Here is a 24,976-nt window from a genome sequence, read left to right as displayed (position 1 = left end):
CACGCGTAAACGGAACCCCATGCCCGACGACCTCCCCGCCATCACCTCCGCCGAAGCCGAGGTCATGGAAGTGCTCTGGCGCTCCTCGCCGCTGTCGGCCGAGGACGTCGCCGCCGCGCTCGCCGACCGGCAGGACTGGCAGCTCGCCACGGTGAAGACGCTGCTGAACCGGTTGCTGAAGAAGGACGCACTCGTCGCCGAGCGCGACGGTCGGCGCTTCCTCTATGCGCCGCGCTTCCCGCGCTCCGACTGGGCGCACGGGGAGAGCCTCTCGCTGCTCGACCGGCTCTTCGGCGGCAGCCTCGCGCCGCTGGTGTCGCACTTCTCATCGCAGCGCAAGCTCAAGGCCGCCGACGTCAAGGCGCTCAAGCAGCTCATCGAGGACTACGAGCAGCGCGACACGAAGCCGGCCAAGTCGGCCATCGCGGGCAAGAGCGTCAAAGCCGGCAGCGCCAAGGGCGGCAAATCCAATGACTGACGCCCTGCTCCACACGCTGCTGCGTCAGACCGCCCTGCTCTCCGTGACCGCGCTGGTGCTGCTCGCGCTGCGCCGTCCGTTGGCGCGCCAGCTCGGACCCGGCTTCGCTTACGTCAGTTGGGCGCTGCTGCCGGTGTTGCTCATCGTCGGCCTGCTGCCGGCGAGCGTGCCTGCAACGCAGTTCTCGGCGGAACTCGTCCGCCAGATCGCACCTGCGCTGGGTCAGGCGACGACGCCCTCGTTGCAAACACTGGTGCCGACCAGCAGCGCCCCGCTGTGGCTGACGGCATGGGCCGTCGGTGCGCTCATCGTCGTCGCGCGGATGGCGTGGCTGCAGCGGCGTTTCAGCGCGCAAGGCCCGGCGCTGGTGGGACTGTGGCCATCGCGGTTGGTCCTGCCGCCCGACTTCGAGCAGCGTTTCGACGCAGCCCAGCGCCCGCTGGTCCTCGCGCATGAGGAGGTCCATCGCCGCCGCTTCGACAACCACTGGAACGCCCTCGCCGCCGCCCTGTGCGTGCTGCACTGGTTCAACCCGCTGGTCTGGCTCGCGCTGCGCGCGATGCGCGCCGACCAGGAGCTCTCCTGCGACCACGCCGTGATGCGCCGCCATCCCGGCCGCGAAGCCGACTACGGCCGCGCCTTGCTCCGCGCCCAGCAGTCCCTGTCCCCGCTCCAGCCGTGGTCCGGCTGGCGCTCGTCCCACCCATTGATCGAAAGAGTCGCCATGCTCGCCGTCCGCCCCCGTTCCCGCTCGCGCCGCCTGTTCGGCGCCTGCGCCCTCGCCGTGCTGACCCTGGGCGCCGCAGGTGCCGTTCATGCCGTCAACGCGGTGATGCCGGAACTCGCCCGGGACCCGATTCCGCTGGACCTCTACATCGAGGTCAACGGGCGCGACAGCACCCTGACCAAGGACAAGCGCGTGTCCAAGATGCGCCTCGTCACCGAGGAAGGCAAGACGGCGCTGGTCGTGCTCGGCGGCCGGCCGGATCAGCCGACGCCGGACCAGGTCCGCGTCGAGATCACCGCCAAGCGTCGCAACGACCAGCAGCTGACGATGACCTTCGCCGTGAGCGAGGGCGGCCGGCCTCTGATGAAGAACACGGTGCAGGTGAAGGAAGGCGTCGAGGCGACCGTCTGGTCGGCCCCGGACGACCTCAAGCAGAGCGAGGTTCTCATCCGCGTGCGCAGCATCACCTTGGCGGAAGTGCCGGGCTACAAGAGCGCACGCTGAGGTCCGGCTCGCTCCGATCCTTCAATACCCGGCCGCCAAGCCCGAGTTGCGCCGCGGATCATTCGCGCCGTAGAAGCGGTTGTTCCCCACGGGCTTCCCGTTCAACGACGGCGCGCCGACGATGATCGCCGCCAGGTGGTTGGCCGGATGCGGCGCGCCCAGCTTGTGCCCCATGCCTTCGAGCACCTTGCGCGTGTCCGGCGAGAACGCATACGGCTCGACGTTGGTCACGTCCGGCAGCCACTGCTGGTGGAAGCGCGGCGCGTCCACCGCCTCCTGCACGTTCATGTCGAAGTCGATCGCGTTGAGCATGGTCTGCAGCACCGCCGTGATGATGCGGCTGCCGCCCGGCGTTCCCACCACCATCACCGGCTTGCCGTCCTTGGTCACGATGGTCGGGCTCATCGACGACAAGGGCCGCTTCCCGGGCGCGATCGCGTTGGCCTCGCCCTGCACCAGTCCGTACATGTTGGGCACGCCGATCTTGGACGTGAAGTCGTCCATCTCGTTGTTGAGCAGCACGCCGGTCTTCGCCGCCGTGACCTTCGCGCCGAACCAGTCGTTCAGCGTGTAGGTCACCGACACCGCGTTGCCCCACTTGTCCGCGATCGAGTAGTGCGTCGTGTTGCTGCCCTCATGCGGCGCGACGCCGGGCTTGATGTCCATTGACACGCCGGCCTTCGCCGGATCGATCGCCGCGCGGATCTTCGCCGCGTAGTTCTTGTCGAGCAGCCGTTGCAGCGGGTTCTTCACGAAGTCCGGATCGCCCAGCGTGCTGTTGCGATCGACGTAGGCATGGCGCATCGCCTCGATCTGGTAGTGCGCGCCCTGCGCCGATCCCCAGCCGAGCTGCCGCAACGGGTAGCCCTCGAGGATGTTCAGCATCTCGCAGATGATCACGCCGCCCGAGCTCGGCGGCGGCGCGGAAACGACGTGATAGCCGCGGTAGTCGCATTCCACCGGCGGCAGCTCGCGCGTCTGGTACTGGTCCAGGTCGGCCTGCGTCAGGATGCCCTTGCCCGCCTGGCTGGACTCCACCAACGCCTTCGCCACCCAGCCCTTGTAGAAACCGTCCGTGCCCTTGGCGCCGATCTCGCGCAGCGTCTTCGCGAGGTCCTTCTGCACCAGCTTGTCGCCGGCCTGGAAGGGCTTGCCCTTGTTCAGGAAGATCGCGCCCGAGGCCGGGTCGGCCACGAAGTCCTTGGTGGCCGTCTGGAACATGTCGACGTCGCCCTGGTCCAGCGCGAAGCCGCGGTCCGCCAGCGCGATCGCCGGCGCGATCAACGCGGGGCGCTTCATCGTGCCGTACTTCTCCCGCGCGTACTCAAGACCTGACACCGTCCCCGGCACGCCCACCGCGAGGTGCCCGTGCGTGCTCAGGCCCTTGACGACGTTGCCGTCCTTGTCGAGGTACATGTTGGCCGTCGCGGCCAGCGGCGCCTTCTCGCGGAAGTCGAGGAATGTCTTGCGGCCGTCGGCCAGCTGGATCGTCATGAATCCGCCGCCGCCCAGGTTGCCCGCCGCCGGGTACACGACCGCGAGCGCATATCCCACCGCGACCGCGGCATCGACGGCATTGCCGCCGTCCTTCAGCACGTCGACGCCCACGCGCGTCGCGAGGTGCTGCGCGGTCACCACCATGCCGTTCTGCGCGGCCACCGGCGCGGCCGATGCTGCGAGAGACGGCGCCATCGGCGCAAAGGCCATGGACGCGGCCACCGCCGCGGCACACGTGAGCAAACGGAAAGTCTTCATGAACCTGATTCCTCAAGAGATGCGACGGGGCATTCGACACCCGCAGTGGTGTCGCCCGCAATCCCAAGCGGCGTCAGGTCGTTACTGGAGAGGGTCTTTCAGCGCGTCGGGCACCGGCAGTGCGACGATGTCGATGCCCTCGTCCGCAAGCTCGCGCGCCTCGTCCAGCGTCGCGTGGCCGCGGATGCCGCGCTCCTCGGCTTCGCCGTAATGGATGCGGCGCGCCTCGGTGGCGAAGCGGTCGCCGACGTCCTCGGTCTTCGCCATCAACGAGCGCACCGCCTGCATCATCTGCTTCTGCAGTTCGACTGCGATGGCGGGCACGCCGTCCGGCACGGTCGGACCCGAGGGCAGCGAGTGTGGCGACGGCGGGGTTTCCGATCCGGTCGCGCGGGACTTCGCCGTCGTCGGTGCGGCGGTGGAGGAGAGATTCAGCCGCGGGGCGCTCGGCATCCGCCGCACGGCCGCGCTGTTGCACAGCGGGCAACTCAGCAGTCCGCGCTCCTGTTGCGACTCGAAATCGGTGGCGGACGCGAACCAGCCCTCAAAGGCATGGCCGGCCTCGCAGGCCAGGTTCAGTACCAGCATGATGGACCGATGCTAGCGGCTGGACGCGTCTTCCGCCGGTATCCAGTCCAAAGGCCATGCGCCGGCCCGCCAGCGCTGCAGCCATTGCAGGCAGATCAGGGTCTTCGCGTCGGTGACGCGACCGTCGAAGGCCATGCGGTCGAGCTCGTCCTCGGCCACCGGCAGCAGGTCGAGGAATTCTTCATCGTCGAGTTGACGCTCGCCGGCGATCAGGCCGCGCGCGAAGAAGATCTCGATGCGCTCGTCCGAATAGGCGATCGCGTTGTGCAGCACGCCCGCGTAGGCCCATTCACGCGTGCGGTAGCCGGTCTCCTCGAACAGCTCGCGCATGGCGCAGCGCAGCGGCGTCTCGTCCGGATCCAGCTTGCCCGCGGGAAACTCCAGCACCACGCGGCCGAGCGGATAGCGGTACTGGCGTTCCAGCAGCACGCGGCCGTCGTCGAACAGCGGCACGATCACCGCGGCGCCGGGATGGCGGATGTACTCGCGTGTGGCCTCCCGGCCATTGGGCAGCGCGACGCGGTCGCGCTTCACATGAAGAAAATTGCCCCGGAGGATCCAGTCGGACGCCAGCGGGGCTTCGCGCAGATGCTCGTCGGCATCGGGCGCCGGCGGGATGCCGATCACGCCGTCATCATCGGGTCGGTTCGCTTCAGGCAGCTTCTTCGTCATCGAACTCTCGCACCTTGGCCCGCGAGCGGCGCAGGTAGCGCCACACGAAACCCGGGAAGCCCAAGGTCACGAACATCGCGAGCGCGGCGGCGTAGAACTCCCAGCCTTGCGGGAAGCGCTGGCCCTGCGTCGACTCAAGGCCGAAGCCCACGGCCAGCGTGACCAGCGCCAGCAGGAAGAGCTCCAGCAGGCGCCAGCCGCCCGCCTTCGGATCGCGGCGCGGCCCGACCAGCAGGATGCGCGAGCTCAAGTACGGCAGGTTGGCCGCGACGAGCGCGACCACCAGCACCATCCAGACTGAAACGCCTTGATCCATGGTCGTGCTCTCTTGCTCTCGCTCAGTGCGCCAGCGCGCGGACGACGGCCTGCGTGCACAGCGCCAGCAGGCCGCTCGGCACCAGGCCCAGCACCAGCACGGCAGCGCCGTTCAGCGACATCACCACGCGGGCGTCCGCCGGGGCCGTCAGCGGGCTGTGATCGGTCGGCTCATCGAAGAACATGACCTTCACGACACGCAGGTAGTAGAACGCGCCGACCAGCGACAGCAGCACCGCGATCACGGCCAGCCAGATGTACAGCGACTGGCCCGTCGTGACCATCGCCTGCAGCACGGCCAGCTTGCCGTAGAAGCCCACCATCGGCGGGATGCCGGCCAGCGAGAACATGTAGATCGCCATCACGAAGGCGAACCACGGGCTGCGCTTGAACAGGCCGGCCAGATCGCTGATCTGCTCGGACTCGAAGCCCTGGCGCGCCAGCAGCATGATCAGGCCGAAGCTGCCCAGCGTCGTCAGCACGTAGGTGATCGCGTAGAACATCGCCGAGCTGTAGGCGTTCAGCGCATGCATGTCCGGCTGGCCGTTCACCACGCCCGAGGCCAGACCCAGCACGACGAAGCCCATCTGCGAGATCGTCGAATAGGCCAGCATCCGCTTCAGGTTGCTCTGCGCGATCGCGGCCAGGTTGCCCACGACCAGCGAGGCCACCGCCATCACCAGCATCATCTGCTGCCAGTCGGTCGCCAGCGGCAGCATGCCTTCCACCAGCAGACGCAGCGTCATGCCCAGCGCGGCCAGCTTGGGCGCGCCGCCGATCAGCAGCGTCGCGGCCGTGGGCGCGCCCTGGTAGACGTCCGGCACCCACATGTGGAAGGGCGCGGCGCCCAGCTTGAAGCCCAGGCCGGCGACGACGAAGACCACGCCCAGCACCAGCACGCCCTTGTTGACGGTGCCGGTCGAGATGACCTCGAACACGCGCGGGATCGACAGCGAACCCGTGGCGCCGTACATCATCGACAGGCCGTACAGCAGGAAGCCCGAAGCCAGCGCGCCCAGCACGAAGTACTTCATCGCGGCTTCGGTCGAGATCGTGTGATCGCGACGCAGCGCCGTCAGCGCGTACAGCGACAGGCTCATCAGCTCGAGGCCGAGGTAGGTCGTCAGGAAGTTGTTGGCCGCCACCATGACGTTGACGCCCAGCAGCACCAGCAGGCTCAGCGTGAACAGCTCGCCCTTGAGGATGTCGCGCGACTCCGCGTACGGACGCGAGTAGACCAGCGTGATGATCAGCGCGACGGCGCTGACGCCGCTCAGCAGATGGCTCAGCGGGTCGACGACCAGCATGCCCTGCATCGTCTCGGTGGGCACGTCGCCCATCGCGGCGAAGTGCATCACGCCGACCACCGCCAGGCTGAGCTGCGTCAGCCAGTAGGTCGTCGTGCGGCGCGGATCGGTGACGAACAGGTCCACCAGCGCGACCACGCAGGCCAGCGCCAGCAACAGGATTTCGGGATAGACCGCGACCCAGTTCATGTCGTTCATTGTGTTGGGCCCTTATTGGATCTTGGACACCGCGACGTGCTTGAGCAGCGCGTCGACGGATTGATGCATCACGTCGGTGAACGGCTTCGGGTACACGCCCATGTAGAGCGTCGCGATCGCCAGCACGCCCAGCATCAGGAACTCGCGGCCGTTGATGTCGGTCAGGTTGCGCACGTTGTCGTTGGTCACCGCGCCGAAGTAGACGCGCTTGATCATCCACAGCGTGTAGGCCGCGCCGAAGATCAGCGCCGTGGCCGCCAGCAGGCCGATCCAGAAGTTGTGGCCGACGGCGCCCAGGATCACCATCCACTCGCCCACGAACCCGGCCGTCGCCGGCAGACCGCAGTTGGCCATGCCGAAGAACACCGCCAGCGCCGCGAACTTGGGCATCGTGTTGACGACGCCGCCGTAGTCGGCGATCTCACGCGAATGCACGCGGTCGTACAGCACGCCGATGCACAGGAACATCGCGCCCGACACGAAGCCGTGCGAGATCATCTGCACCAGGCCGCCGGCGATGCCGAGCTCGTTGAAGATGAAGAAGCCCAGCGTCACGAAGCCCATGTGGGCGACCGACGAGTAGGCCACCAGCTTCTTCATGTCGCGCTGGACCATGGCCACCAGGCCGATGTAGATCACCGCGATCAGCGACAGGCCGATGATGAACCAGTCGTAGTGACGCGCGGCGTCAGGCGCGATCGGCAGCGAGAAGCGCAGGAAGCCGTAGGCGCCCAGCTTCAGCATGATGGCCGCCAGGACCACCGAGCCGCCGGTCGGGGCTTCCACGTGGGCGTCCGGCAACCACGTGTGCACCGGCCACATCGGGACCTTCACCGCGAAGGCCGCGAAGAACGCGAAGAACAACAGTGACTGCGCCGACATCGGCAGCGGCAGCTTGTGCCACAGCAGGATCTCGAAGCTGCCCGACTGGCTGTACAGGTACAGCAGCGCGATCAGCATCAGCAGGGAGCCGGCCAGCGTGTACAGGAAGAACTTGAAGGCCGCGTACACGCGACGAGGTCCGCCCCAGACGCCGATGATGATGTACATCGGGATCAGCGTGGCCTCGAAGAACACGTAGAACAGCATGCCGTCGAGCGCGCAGAACACGCCGATCATCAGGCCCGACAGGATCAGGAAGGCGCCCATGTACTGGTGCACCCGCGTGTCGATCACTTCCCAGGCCGCGATCACCACGATGATCGAGATGAAGGCCGTCAGCGGGACGAACCACATCGAGATGCCATCCACGCCCAGGTGGTAGTGGATGTTGAAGCGCGGGATCCAGGTCGCGGCCTCGACGAACTGCATCGCCGCCGTCGAGGTGTCGAAGCCGCTGATCAGCGGCAGCGTCACCAGGAAGGACAGCACGGCGCCGACCAGCGCCATCCAGCGCACCGCGCCGGCGTTGTTGTCGCGCCCGAGCGCGAGCAGGAGGCCACCGCAGACGATGGGCAGCCAGATGGAGAGACTTAGCAACATTCTTATTCTCCGCCCGCGTCAGAGGCCGAACAGGGCCTTGAATTGGGGCCCCATGTAAGGCCACAGCTGCCAGGTCATCAGACCGACGACACCCAGGATCATCACCAGCGCGTACCAGTAGAGGTGGCCGGTCTGGACCAGCCGCACCAGGCCGGCGACGCCGCCCACCGTGCGCGCGGAACCATTGATCAGCACGCCGTCGATGACGCCCTGGTCGCCGCCCTTCCACAGGCCGGATCCGAGCGCGCGCGCGCCACGGGCCAGCACGTTCTCGTTGAACCAGTCCATGTAGTACTTGTTCTCGAGGATCGTCACGATCGGGCGGAAGATGCGCGCGATCGCGGCCGGGATGGCCGGGCTGATCATGTAGAACCAGTAAGCCACGGCCACGCCGGCGATCGCCAGCCACAGCGGCAGCGTCTGCAGGCTGTGCACCGCCATCGCAACGGCGCCGTGGAACTCCTCGCCCAGCTCGCTCATCGCGTGATGGACCTCGTGGTTCACGAAGATCGAGTCCTTGAAGAAGTCGCCGTGCAGCATCGGCTTGATCGTGAAGAAACCGATCAGCACCGACGGGATCGCCAGCAGCACCAGCGGCACGGTCACCACCCACTTCGACTCATGCGGCGTGTGGTCGTGCGCGTCACCATGATGGTCGTCGTGATCATCGTGGTGGTCGTGCTCGCCCGGGAAGGGCTTGTGGTGGAAGTTCTCCTTGCCGTGGAAGACCAGGAAGTACATCCGGAAGCTGTAGAACGCCGTCACGAAGACACCGGCCACCACCGCGACGTACGCGAAGGTCGAGCCCGGCAGATGCGACGCGTGCACCGCTTCGATGATCGAGTCCTTCGAGTAGAAGCCCGAGAAGAACGGCGTGCCGATCAGCGCCAGCGAGCCCAGCAGCGAGGTGATCCAGGTCACCTTCATGTACTTGCGCAGGCCGCCCATGTTGCGGATGTCCTGATCATGGTGCATGCCGATGATCACGGAGCCCGCGCCCAGGAACAGCAGCGCCTTGAAGAACGCGTGCGTCATCAGGTGGAACACCGCGACCGAGTAGGCCGAGGCGCCCAGCGCCACCGTCATGTAGCCCAGCTGCGAGAGCGTGGAGTACGCGACGACGCGCTTGATGTCGTTCTGGATGATGCCCAGGAAGCCCATGAACAGGGCCGTGATGGAACCGATCACCAGCACGAAGCTCAGCGCCGTGTCGGACAGCTCGAACAGCGGGCTGAAGCGCGACACCATGAAGATGCCGGCCGTCACCATGGTCGCCGCGTGGATCAGCGCGGAGATCGGGGTCGGGCCTTCCATCGAGTCCGGCAGCCACACGTGCAGCGGGAACTGCGCCGACTTGCCCATCGCGCCGATGAACAGGCAGATGCAGGCCACGCTCAGCATCATCCACGGCTCGGCGCCGAAGGGGTTGGCGAAGCCGATCTTGGCGAGTTCCGCCGACTTGGCGAAGGTCTCGGTGTAGTTCAGCGAGCCACCGTAGGCCACCAGCAGGCCGATGCCCAGGATGAAGCCGAAGTCGCCGACCCGGTTCACCAGGAAGGCCTTCATGTTGGCGAAGATCGCCGTGGGCTTCGTGTACCAGAAGCCGATCAGCAGGTAGGACACCAGGCCCACCGCTTCCCAGCCGAAGAACAGCTGCAGCATGTTGTTGGACATCACCAGCATCAGCATGCTGAAGGTGAACAACGAGATGTAGCTGAAGAAGCGCTGGTAGCCGGGGTCTTCCTCCATGTAGCCGATGGTGTAGATGTGCACCATCAGCGAGACGAAGGTCACCACGCACATCATCATCGCGGACAGGCCGTCGATCATGAAGCCGACTTCCATCTTCAGGCCGCCCAGCACCATCCACTCGTAGACGGTCTGGTTGAAGCGCGCGCCTTCCAGCACGGCCTGCAGCGTGATCACCGAGATGATCAGCGCCACCAGCACGCCGAGGATGGTCACCACGTGGGCGCCGCGGCGGCCCACCTGCTTGCCGAACAGGCCCGCCACGATGGCGCCGGCCAACGGCGCCAGGGGCACCGCCAGCAGCATGTTCTGAGAGAGAGTTGCAGACATTGTTTTTCTCGCTTCCTGACGCTCGTCAGCCCTTCAGGGCGTCCAGCTCTTCCACGTCGATGCTGCTGCGGTTGCGGAACAGCACGACCAGGATCGCCAGGCCGATCGCCGATTCGGCGGCCGCCACGGTGAGGATGAAGAACACGAACACCTGGCCGGCCATGTCGCCCAGGTAGTGCGAGAACGCCACGAAGTTCATGTTGACCGCCAGCAGCATCAGCTCGATGGCCATCAGCAGCACGATCAGGTTCTTGCGGTTCAGGAAGATGCCGATCACCGACAGCGCGAACAGGAACGCGCCCAGGATCAGAAAATGGTTCAGGCTCAGCGCACCCATCACGCGGCTCCTTCGTTCTTGTCAGCGGCCGGCAGGGACGGCGCTTCGACGGTCGGGGCGACCTTGACGATCTTCAGGCGGTCGGCCTTCTTCACGCGCACCTGCTGCGAGGCGTCCTGGTGACGCGAGTCCTTGCGGCCGCGCAGCGTCAGCGCGATCGCCGCGATGATCCCCACCAGCAGCAGCACCGCGGCGATCTGCACCGGGAACAAGTAGTTGGTGTAGATCTCGATGCCCAGCAGCTTGGTGTTGCCCAGCTGCGCCATGTTGGGGATCTCCGGCGCGTTCTCGACGCCGCGGAAGCCGCCCATCAGCACGGCCGCGATCTCCAGCGCGATGACCGCGCCGACGAGGCTGGCCACCGGCAGGTGCTTCCAGATGCTCTCGCGCACGGCGGTGGACTCGAAGTCCAGCATCATCACGACGAACAGGAACAGCACCATCACGGCGCCGATGTAGACCAGCACCAGCGTGATGGCCAGGAACTCCGCCTTCAGCAGCATCCACAGACAGGAAGCGCTGAAGAAGGACAGGATCAGGAACAGGGCCGAGTGCACGGTGCTCTTGGCCGTGATGACACGGAACGCAGAGGCCAGCAGCACCAGCGAGAAAACGTAGAAAAGCGCGGTAGTGATATCCATGCGATGTCCTGCAAGCAGGCCGCCGGTCGCGGTCCTCTCCCCTCGCCTGTCGGCGCGGTGAAGACAACCGCCGGACCGGTCAGCGGTACTTGGCGTCGGCCTCCTTGCTGGCTGCGATCTGCGGCTCGTACCGGTCCCCCACCGCCAGGAGCATCTCCTTGGTGAAGTACAGGTCGCCGCGCTTCTCGCCGTGGTATTCGAAGATGTCGGTCTCGACGATGGAGTCGACCGGGCAGCTCTCTTCGCAGAAGCCGCAGAAGATGCACTTGGTCAGGTCGATGTCGTAGCGCGTCGTGCGGCGCGAGCCGTCTTCGCGCACGTCGGATTCGATCGTGATCGCCATGGCGGGGCACACGGCCTCGCACAGCTTGCAGGCGATGCAGCGCTCTTCACCGTTCTCGTACCGGCGCAGCGCGTGCAGACCGCGGAAGCGAGGAGACAGCGGGGTCTTCTCTTCCGGGAACTGCACCGTGATGTTCTTCGAGAGGAAATGCCGGCCGGTGAGGGCCATGCCCTTCAGCAGCTCGGTGAGCATGAAGCTCTTGACTAGGTCCTTGATCACAGCGGGTACCTCGGATTACTTCCAGATATTGAACGGCGACTGGATCCACAGACCCACGACCACGAGCCAGATCAGCGTGATGGGGATGAAGATCTTCCAGCCCAGACGCATGATCTGGTCATAGCGGTAGCGGGGGAAGGTCGCGCGCACCCACAGGAAGCAGGTCACGACGAAGAAGGTCTTGGCGAACAGCCAGAACCAGTTCCAGAACGCCATCGAGTGCTGGATCCACGCGGGCGTGTCCATGCCCAGCAGCGACCAGGAGATCGGGGCCGACCAGCCGCCCAGGAACATCAGTACCGCGAGGGCCGACACCAGAATCATGTTGGCGTACTCGGCCAGGAAGAACATCGCGAACGACATGCCCGAGTACTCGATCATGTGGCCGGCGACGATTTCCGATTCGCCTTCGACGACGTCGAAGGGGTGGCGGTTCGTCTCGGCCAGGCCGGAGATGAAGTACACCAGGAAGATCGGCAGCAGCGGCAGCCAGTTCCAGGACAGGATGTTCACGCCGTGCGAGGCGAACCAGCCCTGCTCCTGGCTCATCACGATGGCGCTGACGTTCATCGAGCCCGTCACCATCAGCACGACGACCAGGCAGAAGCCCATCGCGATCTCGTACGAGACCATCTGGGCCGAGGCGCGCAGCGCGCCCAGGAAGGCGTACTTCGAGTTCGAGGCCCAGCCCGCGATGATCACGCCGTAGACCTCGAGCGAGGTGATGGCCATCAGGAACAGCAGGCCGGCGTTGACGTCGGCGATCGCGGCGCCCGGGCCGAAGGGCACGACCGCCCAGGCGGCCAGCGCCGGCATGATGGTCATGATCGGGCCGAGGAAGAACAGGCCCTTGTTCGCGGCGCTCGGGACGATGATCTCCTTGAAGATCAGCTTCACGGCGTCGGCGATCGGGGTCAGCAGGCCCAGCGGACCGACACGGTTCGGACCCGGACGGATCTGCGACCAGCCGATGGCCTTGCGTTCCCACAGCGTCAGATAGGCGACGCAGCCCAGCAGCGGCAGCAGCACGGCGATGATCTTGAGCACGCTCCAGACCACCGGCCAGACCACACCTCCCAGCAGCGAGGCGCCGGCGTTATAGAAGTTTTCCATCGTCGTCTCGTCCTCAGGCCTTGGTCACGGCGATCGCGCCGGTGAACGCGCCCAGTGCGGCGGTCTCGGGGATGCCGGCGGGGATGCGCACCACGGTCGCGGGCAGCGATGCGTCCAGCTGCGCGGCCAGCACGGCCTCGCCGCCGTCCTGCGTCACGCGCACCTGCGCGCCCTTCTCGGCCAGGCCGAGTTCGGTCCACAGCGCCTGCGGCAGCGACGCGATCGCCGCATCACGGCCGTCGCGGGTCAGTTGCAGCGAAGTGGCGCGGCGCACCAGGGCGTCGGTCGCATAGATCGGCACCGTGGTCAGGCGTTCCAGGCCTTGCACCGGCGCGGCCGCAGCGGATTGCGCCGACACGGTGTTGCCCAGTCGCTCGGCCAGGTCCAGCGACGAGCCCAGTGCCGCGGTGCGGACCTGCTCGGAGCTGTCGAAGTCGAAGCCTTGCAGGCTCAGCAGGTTGCCCAGCACGCGCAGGATCTTCCAGCCCGGACGGGTCTCGCCGCGGGCCTTGGCCACGCCGACGAAGCTCTGCAGGCGGCCTTCCGCGTTGACGAAGCTGCCCGAGGTCTCGGTGAAAGGCGCCGTCGGCAGCAGCACGTCGGCGAACTCGACCACCGGGCCGGTCTTGAACGGCGTCAGCACGACGACCATCTCGGCCGCGTTGATCGCCTTCTTGGCGGCGGCGGCGTTCGCGCCGTCCAGCACCGGGTCGGTGTTGAGCAGCAGCAGCGCCTTGGCCGGCTGGTCATTCAGCAGTTGGGCTGCCGTGCGACCGCCCTGCCCCGGACGCGCGTTGACGAGCTGCGCGCCGACGCTGTTCGCGGCGGCCGACAGCACGCCGACGGTGGCGCCGGTCTGCTCGCCGATCCAGTTCGCCAGCGACAGCAGCGTCGCGGCTTGCGGATGCTGGACCGCGGCGTTGCCGATCAGCACGGCCTTGCGCTCGCCCGACAGCAGCGTGTCGGCGATGGCCTTGGCGGCGTCGGTGGCGGTACCTTGGACCGGAGCGCTGACGCCCTTCGCCGCGCCGATGGCGGCGGCGACGTTGGCCAGTTCAGCGACCCAGGTCGACGGGGCGGCGGTGATCGCGGCGGCGACCGGCATCTTCCAGTCTTCGACCGAACCGGCCAGCGACACGACCTGCGCGCCGCGGCGGGCCGCCTGGCGCAGGCGTTGCGCGAACAGCGGATGGTCCTTGCGCAGCGACGAGCCGACGACGAAGGCACGGTCCAGCTGCGACAGCGACGCGATCGCGGTGCCCAGCCACAGCGCCTTGCCGTCCGCGGCGCGCAGCGCCGGGTCGGTGACGCGCAGCTGCGTGTCGATGTTCTCGCTGCCCAGGCCGCGCACCAGTTGCGCCAGCAGGTGCAGTTCCTCGACGGTGCTGTGCTCGGAGCCCAGCGCGGCGATGGAGGCACCGCCCTTCTCCGTCTTGACCTGCTTCAGGCCGTTGGCGACGTACTCGAGCGCGGTGGTCCAGTCGACCGGCTTCCACTCGCCGCCCTGCTTCAGCATCGGCGTGGTCAGGCGTTCGTCGCCGTTCAGCGCTTCGTAGGAGAAGCGGTCGCGGTCCGCGATCCAGCACTCGTTGACGGCTTCGTTCTCCAGCGGGACGACGCGCATCACTTCGTTGTTCTTGACCTGGACGATCAGGTTCGCGCCAGTCGAGTCATGTGGGCTGACGCTCTTGCGACGCGACAGCTCCCAGGTGCGGGCGCTGTAGCGGAAGGGCTTGCTGGTCAGCGCGCCCACCGGGCAGATGTCGATCATGTTGCCCGACAGCTCCGAGTCCACGGTGCGGCCGACGAAGGTCTGGATCTCGCTGTGCTCGCCGCGGTGCGCCATGCCCAGCTCCATCACGCCGGAGATCTCCTGGCCGAAGCGGACGCAACGCGTGCAGTGGATGCAGCGGCTCATCTCTTCCATCGAGATCAGCGGGCCCACGTTCTTGTGGAACACCACGCGCTTCTCTTCCGAGTAGCGCGAAGCGCTGGCGCCGTAACCGACGGCCAGATCCTGCAGCTGGCATTCGCCGCCCTGATCGCAGATGGGGCAGTCCAGCGGGTGATTGATCAGCAGGAACTCCATCACGCCCTGCTGGGCCTTGATGGCTTTCTCGCTCTTGGTGCGGACGATCATGCCCTGCGTCACCGGCGTGGCGCAGGCGGGCAGCGGCTTGGGCGCCTTCTCCACGTCCACCAGGCACATGCGGCAGTTGGCCGCGATGCTCAGCTTCTTGTGATAGCAGAAGTGCGGGATGTACGCGCCGGCCTTCTCGGCGGCATGCATCACCATGCTGCCTTCGGGCACTTCGACCTTCTGGCCGTCGAGTTCGATTTCAACCATAGTTCTTCTCAGCGGCTCCGATCAGGCGTGCGCCGGCGACTTCGCCGTGGCGGACGGGGACGACGCGGCAGGCGCCTTGTTCTGCTGGGCCTGTTCGATCATCGCGATGAACTCGCCCTTGAAGTGCTTCAACATCGCGCGCACCGGCATCGCCGCGGCGTCGCCCAGCGCGCAGATGGTGCGGCCCTGGATGTTGTCGGCCACGGAGTTCAGCAGGTCGATGTCCTCGACGCGGCCCTTGCCGTGGGCGATGCGCTCGATCACGCGGTGCATCCAGCCCGTGCCTTCGCGGCAGGGCGTGCACTGGCCGCAGGACTCGTGCGCGTAGAAGTAGGACAGGCGCAGCAGGCTGGTCACCATGCAGCGGGTCTCGTCCATCACGATGACGGCGCCCGAACCCAGCATCGACCCGGCCTTGGCGATGGAGTCATAGTCCATCGTGCACTGCATCATGACGTCGGCCGGCAGCACCGGGGCGGACGAGCCGCCGGGGATGACCGCCTTGAGCTTGCGGCCGCCGCGCATGCCGCCGGCGAGTTCGAGCAGCTTCTCGAACGAGGTGCCCAGCGGGATCTCGTAGTTGCCCGGACGCTCGACATCGCCGGAGATCGAGAAGATCTTGGTGCCGCCGTTGTTGGGCTTGCCGACTTCGAGGTAGGCCTGGCCGCCGTTGCGGATGATCCAGGGCACCGCCGCGAAGGTCTCGGTGTTGTTGATGGTCGTCGGCTTGCCGTACAGGCCGAACGAGGCCGGGAACGGCGGCTTGAAGCGCGGCTGGCCCTTCTTGCCTTCGAGCGATTCCAGCAGCGCGGTTTCCTCGCCGCAGATGTAGGCGCCGAAGCCGTGGTGGCCGTGCAGTTGGAAGCTGAAGTTGCTGCCCAGGATGTTGTCGCCCAGGTAGCCGGCCGCGCGGGCCTCTTCCAGCGCGGCTTCGAAGCGTTCGTACACCTCGAAGATCTCGCCGTGGATGTAGTTGTAGCCGACCTTGATGCCCATCGCGAACGCCGCGATCGCCATGCCTTCGATGACGATGTGCGGGTTGAACATCAGGATGTCGCGGTCCTTGCAGGTCCCCGGCTCACCCTCGTCGCTGTTGCAGACCAGGTACTTCGCGCCCGGGAACTGGCGGGGCATGAAGCTCCACTTCAGGCCGGTCGGGAAGCCCGCGCCGCCGCGGCCGCGCAGGCCGGAGGCCTTCACTTCGGCGATGACCTGGTCGGAGGTCATGCCCTGACCCTCGCCCTGGGCGAGGATCTTGCGCAGGGCCTGGTAGCCGCCGCGCGCTTCGTAGTCCTTCAGCGACCAGTTCTTGCCATCGAGGCCCGCGTAGATCTGCGGGGTGATGTTGCGGTCGTGGAAGCAGGTCTCGGCACCCGTGGCCTGCCACTTCGAGAGGTCGATGTTCGCGATGTTGGTCATCGTCCAGGTCCCTCAGTTCTTGTTGGCCGCGTGGTGCGCTCTCAGCGCATCCACCAGCTCATCGAGACGTTCGGCGCTCATGAAGCTCAGCATCTGGCGGTCGTTCACCAGCATCACCGGCGAGTCGGCGCAGGCGCCCAGGCACTCGCTCTGCTGCACGGTGAAGACGCCGTCGGCGGTCGTGCCGCCGGCCTCGACGCCCAGCTTCGAGCAGAGGTGGTCCAGCGCCTTCTGGCCGTCGCGCAGCTGGCACGGCAGGTTGGTGCAGACGTTCAGCTTGAACAGGCCCAGCTTGCGCTGGTTGTACATGTTGTAGAAGGTCGTGACCTCGTAGACGGCGATCGCCGGCATGCCCAGGTACAGCGCGATCGCGTCCTCGGCCTCGCGGGACACGAAGCCCTGCTCCTGCTGGACGATGGACAGGCAGGCCATCACGGCCGACTGCGCCTGCTCGGCCGGGTACTTCGCGACTTCGCGCGCGAAGCGGGCCGCGGTGGCCTCGCTCAACACGAACCCGGTGCTCACAATTTCAGTGCTGCTCATGCGGTCACCACTCAACGGTCAATTTCACCGAACACGATGTCCATCGTGCCGATCACGGCCACCGCGTCGGCAATCATGTGTCCGCGGGCCATCTCGTCCAGCGCGGCCAGATGCGAATAGCCCGGCGCGCGGATCTTCAGCCGGTACGGCTTGTTGGCGCCATCGCTGATCAGGTAGATGCCGAACTCGCCCTTCGGGTGCTCGACCGACGCGTAGGCCTCGCCCTCGGGGACGCGGAAGCCTTCGGTGAACAGCTTGAAGTGGTGGATCAGCTCTTCCATGCTGGTCTTCATCGCCACGCGGCTCGGGGGAGCGACCTTGTGGTTGTCGGTGATGACCGGACCCGGGTTGGCCTTGAGCCACTTCACGCACTGCTGGACGATGCGGTTGGACTGGCGCATTTCCTCGACCCGCACACAGTAGCGGTCGTAGGTGTCGCCGTTGGTACCGACCGGGATGTCGAAGTCCATCTTGCCGTACACGTCGTACGGCTGCGTCTTGCGCGTGTCCCAGGCGATGCCGGAGCCGCGCAGCATCGGGCCGGTCAGGCCCAGGTTCAGCGCGCGCTCGGGCGTCACGACGCCGATGCCGACCGTGCGCTGCTTCCAGATGCGGTTGTCGGTCAGCAGCGTCTCGTAGTCGTCGACGTTGGCCGGGAAGCGGTTGCAGAAGTCCTCGATGAAATCGAGCAGCGAGCCCTGGCGGTTCTCGTTGAGCTTGTCGATCGCCTTCTGGTTCTTGATCTTGCTGACCTTGTACTGCGGCATCGAGTCCGGCAGGTCGCGGTACACGCCACCCGGGCGGAAGTAGGCCGCGTGCATGCGCGCGCCCGACACCGCCTCGTACATGTCGAAGATGTCCTCGCGCTCGCGGAAGCAGTAGATGAGGATGTTCATCGCGCCGCAGTCGATGCCGTGCGCGCCCAGCCAGAGCAGGTGGTTCAGGATGCGGGTCAGCTCGCCGAACATCACGCGGATGTACTGCGCGCGCTCAGGCACTTCCAGACCGAGCATCTTCTCGATGGCCAGGCAGTACGCGTGCTCGTTGGACATCATCGACACGTAGTCGAGGCGGTCCATGTAGGGCAGCGACTGGATGAAGGTCTTCGTCTCGGCCAGCTTCTCGGTGCCGCGGTGCAGCAGGCCGATGTGCGGATCGGCGCGCTGGATGACTTCCCCGTCCAGCTCCAGCACCAGGCGCAGCACGCCGTGCGCGGCCGGATGCTGCGGGCCGAAGTTCAGGGTGTAGTTCTTGATTTCGGCTGGCATGCTCACAGGCCCCCGTAGTTGTCTTCGCGGATCACGCGCGGCGTGATCTCGCGCGGCTCGATGGTCACCGGCTGGTAGATCACGCGCTTCTGCTCGGGGTCGTAACGCATCTCGACATGGCCCGTCACCGGGAAGTCCTTGCGCATCGGGTGGCCGATGAAACCGTAGTCCGTCAGGATGCGGCGCAGGTCCTCGTGGCCTTCGAAGATGATCCCGTACATGTCGAACGCTTCGCGCTCAAACCAGTTGGCGGCGTTCCAGATCGGGGTCACGGCGGCGACCGACGGGAAGTCGTCTTCCGGCGCGAAGACCTTGACGCGCACGCGCCAGTTCTTGTTGATCGACAGCAGGTGGGAGACGACCGCGAAACGCGCGCCTTCGTAGGCGCCGTCCTTGTAGTCGGAGTAGTCCACGCCGCAGAGGTCGATCAGCTGCTCGAAGCGCAGCTCCGAGTGGTCGCGCAGCAGCTTGGCGACGTTGAAGTAGTCCTTGGCCGCGACGGTGATCGTGATTTCACCCAGCTCGCGCTTGAACGCGACGATCTGGTCGCCCAGCACGCTGTGCAGGGCCGCCTGCAGGGTGTCGAGTTTGATGGTCATGAGGTCTGCCTGCTTCTGCTCAGCGAGCGATGGTGTTCTCGCGGCGGATCTTGGCCTGCAGCTGCAGGATCCCGTAGAGCAGCGCTTCGGCGGTCGGCGGACAGCCCGGGACATAGACGTCGACCGGGACGATGCGGTCACAGCCCCGCACGACCGAATAACTGTAGTGGTAGTAGCCGCCGCCGTTGGCGCAGCTGCCCATCGAGAGCACCCAGCGCGGCTCGGCCATCTGGTCGTAGACCTTGCGCAGCGCCGGCGCCATCTTGTTGCACAGCGTGCCGGCCACGATCATGAGGTCGGACTGGCGCGGGCTGGGACGGAACAGCATGCCGAAGCGGTCGATGTCATAGCGGGCGGCGCCCGCATGCATCATCTCGACCGCGCAGCAGGCAAGACCGAAGGTCATCGGCCACAACGAACCGGTCTTGGACCAGTTCACCAGCTTGTCCAGCTGGGTGGTCATGAAGCCTTCCTTCATTACGCCTTCGTTACCCATATCGAATTCCCATCTTTCGAGATCAGCGGAGAAGGCACGTCGGACTGCGGTCGCTGCGTGAAAGCCACGCTAACGCCGCGTTGACGCGTTGCCCTTCCCTAACGGACACGCGCCCGAAACGGGCGCCGTGTCTTCATGCGTTCACGGATCCGGCGCGTCATCGCGGATCCGCCGTCGGATCGTCACTCCCAGTCGAGCGCGCCCTTCTTCCATTCGTAGGCGAAGCCCACCACCAGGATGCCCAGGAAGAGCATCATCGCCCAGAAGCCTGCCGGACCGATCTCGCGCAGCGAGACGGCCCACGGGAACAGGAAGGCGATTTCCAGATCGAAGAGGATGAAGAGGATGGCGACGAGGTAGTAGCGCACGTCGAACTTCATGCGCGCGTCCTCGAAGGCCTCGAAGCCGCACTCGTAGGGGCTGTTCTTCGCCGCATCAGGGCGACGCGGGCCCGCCAGGAAGCCCAGCACTTGCGGAGCGATACCCACTCCGCAACCGACCAGGATGAAAAGGATGACGGGCAGGTATTGTTCCAGGCTCACGACTTGCTCTCGTTGTATGGCCGGGATTAGATACTGCCGCCATGACGCGACAAAACCAATTCCCGACGTGTCACCGAAGATTGGCGGGCCGGGGCCGACCAACGATTCGGCAAAAGCAACGGGCGCGCCGCCAGCGATTATCCAATCGCTCACGGACCGCGCCCGCCTTGTCCTCCGGAAATTCGCACACGTGATGTGTGCCGGGATTTCCTGAGTCCTACGACCTGCTTGATCACTCTCGATCCGGCTTTCCGGCTAGATCGCGAAGACCATGGCAGGCCGATTTATTCTGGTGCCGACGGCGAGACTCGAACTCGCACAGCTTTCGCCACTACCCCCTCAAGATAGCGTGTCTACCAATTTCACCACGTCGGCTTGTGATCACCTTTCAGTGACCTTGTCTTGACGGTTTGCGCTTCAGACAGCCTCGAATTCTATAGCGCTTTCAGAGCTCCAAAAGGAAACCAAAGCAATTTTGTCGAGGTGCTTGCGCTTGCCGCCCAGCTCTGTCAGTTGGAGGCGCCGGATGCGGCAGCCGAAGGCGCCGCCTGCGGAGCGATCGAGGCGCCCGGCAGCACGGCGGCCGAGGCCGGCGCGGCGGGGTTGGCGGCGCGTTCGAGCAGCAGCTCGCCCGCCGACGGACCCGAACCGATGCCGCCGTCACGATGGCTGCCCATGTAGGCCAGCGCCAGCGTCGACACGAAGAAGATGGTCGCCGCGACAGCCGTCGAACGCGACAGGAAGTTCGCGCTGCCGGTCGCGCCGAACAGCGAGCCCGAAGCCCCGCTGCCGAACGACGCGCCCATGTCCGCGCCCTTGCCATGCTGCACGAGCACCAGGCCGATCATTGCCAGCGCCGCGAGCAGTTGCAGCACCAGCACCAGATTCATCATCACTTGCATTGCTATTTTCTCCAGGAACCTTGAACGCCAGCTTCAGCCGGCAGCGCGGCAGATCGCCGCGAAATCGACCGCCTTCAGCGCGGCGCCTCCGATGAGGCCGCCGTCGATGTCAGTCTGCGCAAACAGTTGGACGGCGTTGTCAGGTTTGACGCTGCCGCCATAGAGGATCTGCATCTGTTCGGCCTTCTGCGTGGCCGCGCGCAGCTGCTGACGCAACAGCGCGTGCACATGCTGCGCCTGCTCCGGCGAGGCCGTCAGGCCCGTGCCGATCGCCCACACCGGCTCGTAGGCCACCACGATCTCGCCGATGCAATGCGTCAGCGTGTGGATGACCGCCGCGAGCTGGCGCTTGACGACCTCTTCGGTGCGACCGGCTTCGCGCTCGGCCAGCGTCTCGCCGACGCAGACGATCGGCGTGACGCCGTGCGCCAGCGCGGCCTTGGCCTTGTCGGCGACCAGTTGGTCGCTTTCGGCGTGGTACGCGCGACGCTCCGAGTGACCCACGATGGCATAGCGGCAGCCCAGATCCGCCAGCATGGCCGACGACACCTCACCGGTGTAGGCGCCCTGCTCGTGCGTGGACACGTCCTGCGAGCCGTACGCGACCTGCGTGCCAGTCAGCGCGAGCGCCGTGTCCGTGATGTACGGGAACGGCACGCACACGGCGACCTGGGCGTTCCACGGACCCGCTTCCTTGAGGCCCGCCAGCAGCACGGCGTTGGACGCACGGGTGCCGTGCATCTTCCAGTTGCCGACCACCAGTTTCTTGCGCATCAGATCAACTCCCTTGAATCCGAAAAATCCTGCGGATGAGCGGACCGCTCACCAGCTCAGCACGATCTTGCCGACGTGCTCGCCCGACTCCATCAGCGCATGCGCCGCGGCGGCTTCCGACGCGGGCAGTTGCCTGAAGATCACCGGCGAGATCGTCCGCGACTCGAGCAGCGGCCACACGCGCTCACGCAGCGCGCGGGCGATGCCAGCCTTGAACGCGATCGGACGCGGGCGCAGCGTGGAGCCCGTGATCGTCAGCCGGCGGCGCAAGACCTGACCCGCATCGAACTCCGCCTTCACGCCGCCTTGCACCGCGATGATCACGGCACGACCGTCGTCGGCCAGGCATTGCACGTTGCGCGCGACATAGCTGCCGGCGACCATGTCCAGGATCACGTCGACGCCGCGACCGCTCGTGGCCGTCTTCACTTCCTCGACGAAGTCCTGGTCGCGATAGTTGATCGCGACATCGGCGCCGAGCGCCAGGCAGGCCTTCGCCTTTTCCGCGTTGCCGACGGTGACCAGCACCGTCGAGCCCAACGCCTTCGCCAGTTGGATGGCCGTCACACCGATGCCGCTGCTGCCGCCATGAACCAGCAGGCTGTCGCCGGGCTGCAGGCGCGCGCGTTCGAAGACGTTGCTCCAGACGGTGAAGAAGGTTTCCGGCAGGCTCGCCGCCTCGACCATGCTCCAGCCTTTGGGCACCGGCAGGCACTGGGCCACCGGCGCGACGCAGAGCTCGGCATAACCGCCACCTGCGACCAACGCGCAGACCGCGTCACCGACCTTGAGGCCGGCAGCGGCCAGCGCCTCGACGTCACCCGACTCGACCGTGCCCGCGACTTCCAGCCCTGGAAGATCGCTGGCACCGGCCGGCGCCGGATACGCGCCCTTGCGCTGCAGCACGTCCGGACGGTTGATGCCGTAGGCCTGCACGCGGATCAAGCACTCGCCGGCCCCGGCGACGGGGTCGGCACGCTCGACCAGCTGCAGGACCTCCGGTCCGCCGGGCTGGGTGATGGCGATCGCCTTCATGACGTGAAGCGAGGTGACGTGCCGGACAGCCGGCCGATTACTCGGCCGAGCCTTCGCCGTGGCCGTGGTTCGGCGCCGGAGCGTCGCGGTCCAGCAGCGCCTTCATCGACAGCTTGATGCGGCCCTTCTCGTCGGTCTCGAGCACCTTGACCTTGACGATCTGGCCTTCGCTCAGGAAGTCGGTGACCTTCTCGACGCGCTGGTGCGCGATCTGGCTGATGTGCAGCAGGCCGTCCTTGCCGGGCAGGATGTTGACCAGCGCGCCGAAGTCCAGGATCTTGGTGACCGGGCCTTCGTAGACCTTGCCGATCTCGGCTTCCGCGGTGATCTCGGCGATGCGCTTCTTGGCGATCTCGGCCTTGGCGCCGTCGGTCGACGCGATCGTGATCGTGCCGTCTTCGCCGATGTCGATCTGCGTGCCGGTCTCTTCGGTCAGCGCGCGGATGGTCGCGCCGCCCTTGCCGATCACGTCACGGATCTTCTCCGGATTGATCTTCATCGTGTACAGGCGGGGCGCGAACTGCGAGATCTCGGCATTGGCCGAGCCTTGCGCGCCGACCATGGCTTCCAGGATGTGCAGGCGGGCTTCCTTGGCTTGCGCCAGCGCGACCTGCATGATTTCCTTGGTGATGCCCTGGATCTTGATGTCCATCTGCAGCGCGGTGATGCCCGAGGTCGTGCCGGCCACCTTGAAGTCCATGTCGCCCAGGTGATCTTCATCGCCCAGGATGTCGGTCAGCACGGCGAAGCGGTTGGCGTCCTTGATCAGACCCATGGCGATACCGGCGACGTGCGCCTTCAGCGGCACGCCGGCGTCCAGCAGCGACAGGCAGCCGCCGCAAACCGACGCCATCGAGGAAGAGCCGTTCGACTCGGTGATCTCGGAGACCACGCGGATCGAGTACGGGAAGTCTTCCTTGGTCGGCAGCACGGCGACGAGCGCGCGCTTGGCCAGACGGCCGTGGCCGATTTCGCGGCGCTTGGGGCTGCCCACGCGACCGGTTTCGCCGGTGGCGAACGGGGGCATGTTGTAGTGCAGCATGAAGCGCTCGGAGTACTCGCCGGCCAGCGCGTCGATGGTCTGTGCGTCGCGGTCGGTGCCCAGCGTCGCGGCGACCAGCGCCTGCGTTTCACCACGGGTGAACAGCGACGAACCGTGGGCGCGCGGCAGCACGCCGTTGCGGATCTCGATCGCGCGCACGGTGCGGGTGTCGCGACCGTCGATGCGCGGTTCGCCGGCCAGGATCTGACCACGGACGATGCGGGCTTCGATCTCGAACAGCAGGCCGTCGACTTCGACGCCGTCGAAGGCGGTGCCTTCGGCGGTCAGGGCGGCCTTGACCTTCGAGTAGGCCGAGCGGCAGGCTTCGGTGCGGGCCTGCTTCGAGCGGATCTGATAGGCGGCGCGCAGCTCTTCTTCGGCCAGGGCGGTGACCTTGGCGATGAAGGCTTCATCCTTGGCTGGAGCGACCCAGTTCCAGGACGGCTTGCCGGCGTCGCGGACCAGTTCGTTGATCGCGGCGATGGCGGTCTTGCCCTGGTCGTGACCGAAGGTCACGGCGCCCAGCATGATGTCTTCGCTCAGTTGGTCGGCCTCGGACTCGACCATCAGCACGGCGGCTTCGGTGCCGGCGACGACCAGGTCCAGCTTGGAGTCGATCAGCTGGGTCTTGCCCGGGTTCAGCACGTACTCGCCGTTGACGTAACCCACGCGGGCGGCGCCGATCGGGCCGTTGAACGGGATGCCGGAGATGGCCAGCGCGGCGCTGGTGGCGATCAGGGCGGCGATGTCGGCCTGGACTTCAGGGTTCAGCGACACCGTGTGGACCACGACCTGGACTTCGTTGAAGAAGCCTTCCGGGAACAGCGGGCGGATCGGGCGGTCGATCAGACGCGAGGTCAGGGTCTCGAGTTCGCTCGGGCGGCCTTCACGCTTGAAGAAGCTGCCGGGGATCTTGCCGGCGGCATAGGTCTTCTCGATGTAGTCGACGGTCAGCGGGAAGAAGTCCTGGCCGGCCTTCGGCGAGGACTTGGCGACGACGGTCGCCAGCACCACGGTGTCCTCGATGTTCACCAGCACGGCGCCGGAGGATTGACGGGCGATCTCGCCGGTCTCCATCACGACTTGATGCTGGCCCCATTGGAAGGTCTTCACGACCTTGTTGAACATGCTCATTCGAGTTCTCCTCAGTTCAGGGATGCGCCGCTCACGGTGCGGCACAAGGACCGGGAGTGAAACTGGGTTTGGCGGGATGCCATTCCAGAGCGGCTGCTGGCCCCGGCTGCTGCCGGC

General features: G+C 66.3%; 24 protein-coding genes and 1 tRNA gene. 2 read left to right on the top strand and 23 right to left on the bottom strand.

Annotated features, from left to right (window positions below; translation table 11 throughout):
- Positions 1 to 19 precede the first annotated feature (19 nt).
- Together AC07OZ_RS01600 and AC07OZ_RS01595 are read left to right on the top strand one after the other, a co-directional pair.
- Positions 20 to 478: a BlaI/MecI/CopY family transcriptional regulator gene (locus AC07OZ_RS01600; protein WP_495465416.1), complete on the top strand. Its 459-nt coding sequence runs from the start codon at positions 20 to 22 to the stop codon at positions 476 to 478.
- Positions 471 to 1,709, top strand: coding sequence for a M56 family metallopeptidase (locus AC07OZ_RS01595; RefSeq protein WP_495465415.1), 1,239 nt, complete (start codon positions 471 to 473; stop codon positions 1,707 to 1,709). Before AC07OZ_RS01600 ends, AC07OZ_RS01595 begins: the two co-directional genes overlap by 8 nt.
- A gap of 21 nt (positions 1,710 to 1,730) precedes the next feature.
- Here AC07OZ_RS01595 and ggt read toward each other — a convergent pair whose 3' ends face one another.
- The 23 genes from ggt to pnp all read right to left on the bottom strand — a co-directional run bounded on the left by ggt (position 1,731) and on the right by pnp (position 24,859).
- Positions 1,731 to 3,401, bottom strand: coding sequence for a gamma-glutamyltransferase (gene ggt / locus AC07OZ_RS01590; protein WP_495466471.1), 1,671 nt, complete (start codon positions 3,399 to 3,401; stop codon positions 1,731 to 1,733).
- Between the two features lie 144 nt (positions 3,402 to 3,545).
- Complete coding sequence (locus tag AC07OZ_RS01585; protein ID WP_495465414.1) at positions 3,546 to 4,052, bottom strand: DUF1178 family protein; 507 nt, start codon at positions 4,050 to 4,052, stop codon at positions 3,546 to 3,548.
- Positions 4,053 to 4,064: 12 nt separating this feature from the next.
- A complete protein-coding gene (locus AC07OZ_RS01580; RefSeq protein WP_495465413.1) occupies positions 4,065 to 4,724 on the bottom strand; it encodes an NUDIX domain-containing protein in 660 nt (219 codons plus the stop codon).
- A complete protein-coding gene (locus AC07OZ_RS01575; RefSeq protein WP_495465412.1) occupies positions 4,705 to 5,040 on the bottom strand; it encodes a DUF2818 family protein in 336 nt (111 codons plus the stop codon). The genes AC07OZ_RS01580 and AC07OZ_RS01575 overlap by 20 nt, the downstream gene beginning before the upstream one ends.
- 22 nt (positions 5,041 to 5,062) lie before the next feature.
- Positions 5,063 to 6,544: an NADH-quinone oxidoreductase subunit NuoN gene (gene nuoN, locus AC07OZ_RS01570; protein ID WP_495465411.1), complete on the bottom strand. Its 1,482-nt coding sequence runs from the start codon at positions 6,542 to 6,544 to the stop codon at positions 5,063 to 5,065.
- A gap of 12 nt (positions 6,545 to 6,556) precedes the next feature.
- Positions 6,557 to 8,026, bottom strand: a complete 1,470-nt coding sequence (locus AC07OZ_RS01565; protein ID WP_495465410.1) for an NADH-quinone oxidoreductase subunit M — start codon at positions 8,024 to 8,026, stop codon at positions 6,557 to 6,559.
- An 18-nt stretch (positions 8,027 to 8,044) separates the two neighbouring features.
- Positions 8,045 to 10,105 carry an NADH-quinone oxidoreductase subunit L gene (gene nuoL / locus AC07OZ_RS01560; RefSeq protein WP_495465409.1) on the bottom strand — a complete coding sequence of 687 codons (2,061 nt, stop codon included), beginning with the start codon at positions 10,103 to 10,105 and terminating at the stop codon, positions 8,045 to 8,047.
- 25 nt (positions 10,106 to 10,130) lie between these two features.
- Positions 10,131 to 10,442, bottom strand: coding sequence for an NADH-quinone oxidoreductase subunit NuoK (nuoK, locus tag AC07OZ_RS01555; protein WP_067273420.1), 312 nt, complete (start codon positions 10,440 to 10,442; stop codon positions 10,131 to 10,133).
- Positions 10,442 to 11,083 (bottom strand): NADH-quinone oxidoreductase subunit J, encoded by a 642-nt coding sequence (locus tag AC07OZ_RS01550; RefSeq protein ID WP_495465408.1) that lies wholly within the window; start codon positions 11,081 to 11,083, stop codon positions 10,442 to 10,444. The genes nuoK and AC07OZ_RS01550 overlap by 1 nt, the downstream gene beginning before the upstream one ends.
- 79 nt (positions 11,084 to 11,162) lie before the next feature.
- Positions 11,163 to 11,645, bottom strand: coding sequence for an NADH-quinone oxidoreductase subunit NuoI (nuoI, locus tag AC07OZ_RS01545; protein ID WP_431257859.1), 483 nt, complete (start codon positions 11,643 to 11,645; stop codon positions 11,163 to 11,165).
- A 15-nt stretch (positions 11,646 to 11,660) separates the two neighbouring features.
- Positions 11,661 to 12,758: an NADH-quinone oxidoreductase subunit NuoH gene (nuoH, locus tag AC07OZ_RS01540; protein ID WP_495465407.1), complete on the bottom strand. Its 1,098-nt coding sequence runs from the start codon at positions 12,756 to 12,758 to the stop codon at positions 11,661 to 11,663.
- 13 nt (positions 12,759 to 12,771) lie between these two features.
- The gene (gene nuoG / locus AC07OZ_RS01535) at positions 12,772 to 15,105 is read right to left on the bottom strand and encodes an NADH-quinone oxidoreductase subunit NuoG (protein ID WP_495465406.1); all 2,334 of its coding nucleotides are present in this window, start codon (positions 15,103 to 15,105) and stop codon (positions 12,772 to 12,774) included.
- 21 nt (positions 15,106 to 15,126) lie between these two features.
- Positions 15,127 to 16,524 (bottom strand): NADH-quinone oxidoreductase subunit NuoF, encoded by a 1,398-nt coding sequence (gene nuoF, locus AC07OZ_RS01530; RefSeq protein WP_495465405.1) that lies wholly within the window; start codon positions 16,522 to 16,524, stop codon positions 15,127 to 15,129.
- A 12-nt stretch (positions 16,525 to 16,536) separates the two neighbouring features.
- Positions 16,537 to 17,067, bottom strand: a complete 531-nt coding sequence (locus tag AC07OZ_RS01525) for an NADH-quinone oxidoreductase subunit NuoE family protein (RefSeq protein WP_495465404.1) — start codon at positions 17,065 to 17,067, stop codon at positions 16,537 to 16,539.
- Positions 17,068 to 17,078: 11 nt separating this feature from the next.
- Complete coding sequence (locus tag AC07OZ_RS01520; RefSeq protein ID WP_431257862.1) at positions 17,079 to 18,335, bottom strand: NADH-quinone oxidoreductase subunit D; 1,257 nt, start codon at positions 18,333 to 18,335, stop codon at positions 17,079 to 17,081.
- A gap of 2 nt (positions 18,336 to 18,337) precedes the next feature.
- Positions 18,338 to 18,934: an NADH-quinone oxidoreductase subunit C gene (locus AC07OZ_RS01515; RefSeq protein WP_067273439.1), complete on the bottom strand. Its 597-nt coding sequence runs from the start codon at positions 18,932 to 18,934 to the stop codon at positions 18,338 to 18,340.
- A 19-nt stretch (positions 18,935 to 18,953) separates the two neighbouring features.
- Positions 18,954 to 19,430 carry a NuoB/complex I 20 kDa subunit family protein gene (locus AC07OZ_RS01510; protein ID WP_067273441.1) on the bottom strand — a complete coding sequence of 159 codons (477 nt, stop codon included), beginning with the start codon at positions 19,428 to 19,430 and terminating at the stop codon, positions 18,954 to 18,956.
- A 182-nt stretch (positions 19,431 to 19,612) separates the two neighbouring features.
- Positions 19,613 to 19,972 carry an NADH-quinone oxidoreductase subunit A gene (locus AC07OZ_RS01505; protein WP_067273444.1) on the bottom strand — a complete coding sequence of 120 codons (360 nt, stop codon included), beginning with the start codon at positions 19,970 to 19,972 and terminating at the stop codon, positions 19,613 to 19,615.
- A 290-nt stretch (positions 19,973 to 20,262) separates the two neighbouring features.
- A tRNA-Leu gene (locus AC07OZ_RS01500) sits at positions 20,263 to 20,347 on the bottom strand.
- A gap of 134 nt (positions 20,348 to 20,481) precedes the next feature.
- A complete protein-coding gene (secG, locus tag AC07OZ_RS01495) occupies positions 20,482 to 20,874 on the bottom strand; it encodes a preprotein translocase subunit SecG (RefSeq protein ID WP_495465403.1) in 393 nt (130 codons plus the stop codon).
- 33 nt (positions 20,875 to 20,907) lie between these two features.
- A complete protein-coding gene (tpiA, locus tag AC07OZ_RS01490; RefSeq protein WP_495465402.1) occupies positions 20,908 to 21,648 on the bottom strand; it encodes a triose-phosphate isomerase in 741 nt (246 codons plus the stop codon).
- Between the two features lie 48 nt (positions 21,649 to 21,696).
- Complete coding sequence (locus AC07OZ_RS01485; protein WP_495465401.1) at positions 21,697 to 22,683, bottom strand: NAD(P)H-quinone oxidoreductase; 987 nt, start codon at positions 22,681 to 22,683, stop codon at positions 21,697 to 21,699.
- 37 nt (positions 22,684 to 22,720) lie between these two features.
- On the bottom strand, positions 22,721 to 24,859 hold the full coding sequence (gene pnp, locus AC07OZ_RS01480; protein WP_495465400.1) for a polyribonucleotide nucleotidyltransferase: 2,139 nt from the start codon (positions 24,857 to 24,859) through the stop codon (positions 22,721 to 22,723).
- Positions 24,860 to 24,976: the final 117 nt, after the last annotated feature.

Source organism: Roseateles sp. GW821-FHT09G03 (assembly GCF_059416045.1).
This window is presented reverse-complemented; position numbering and strand designations above follow the sequence as displayed.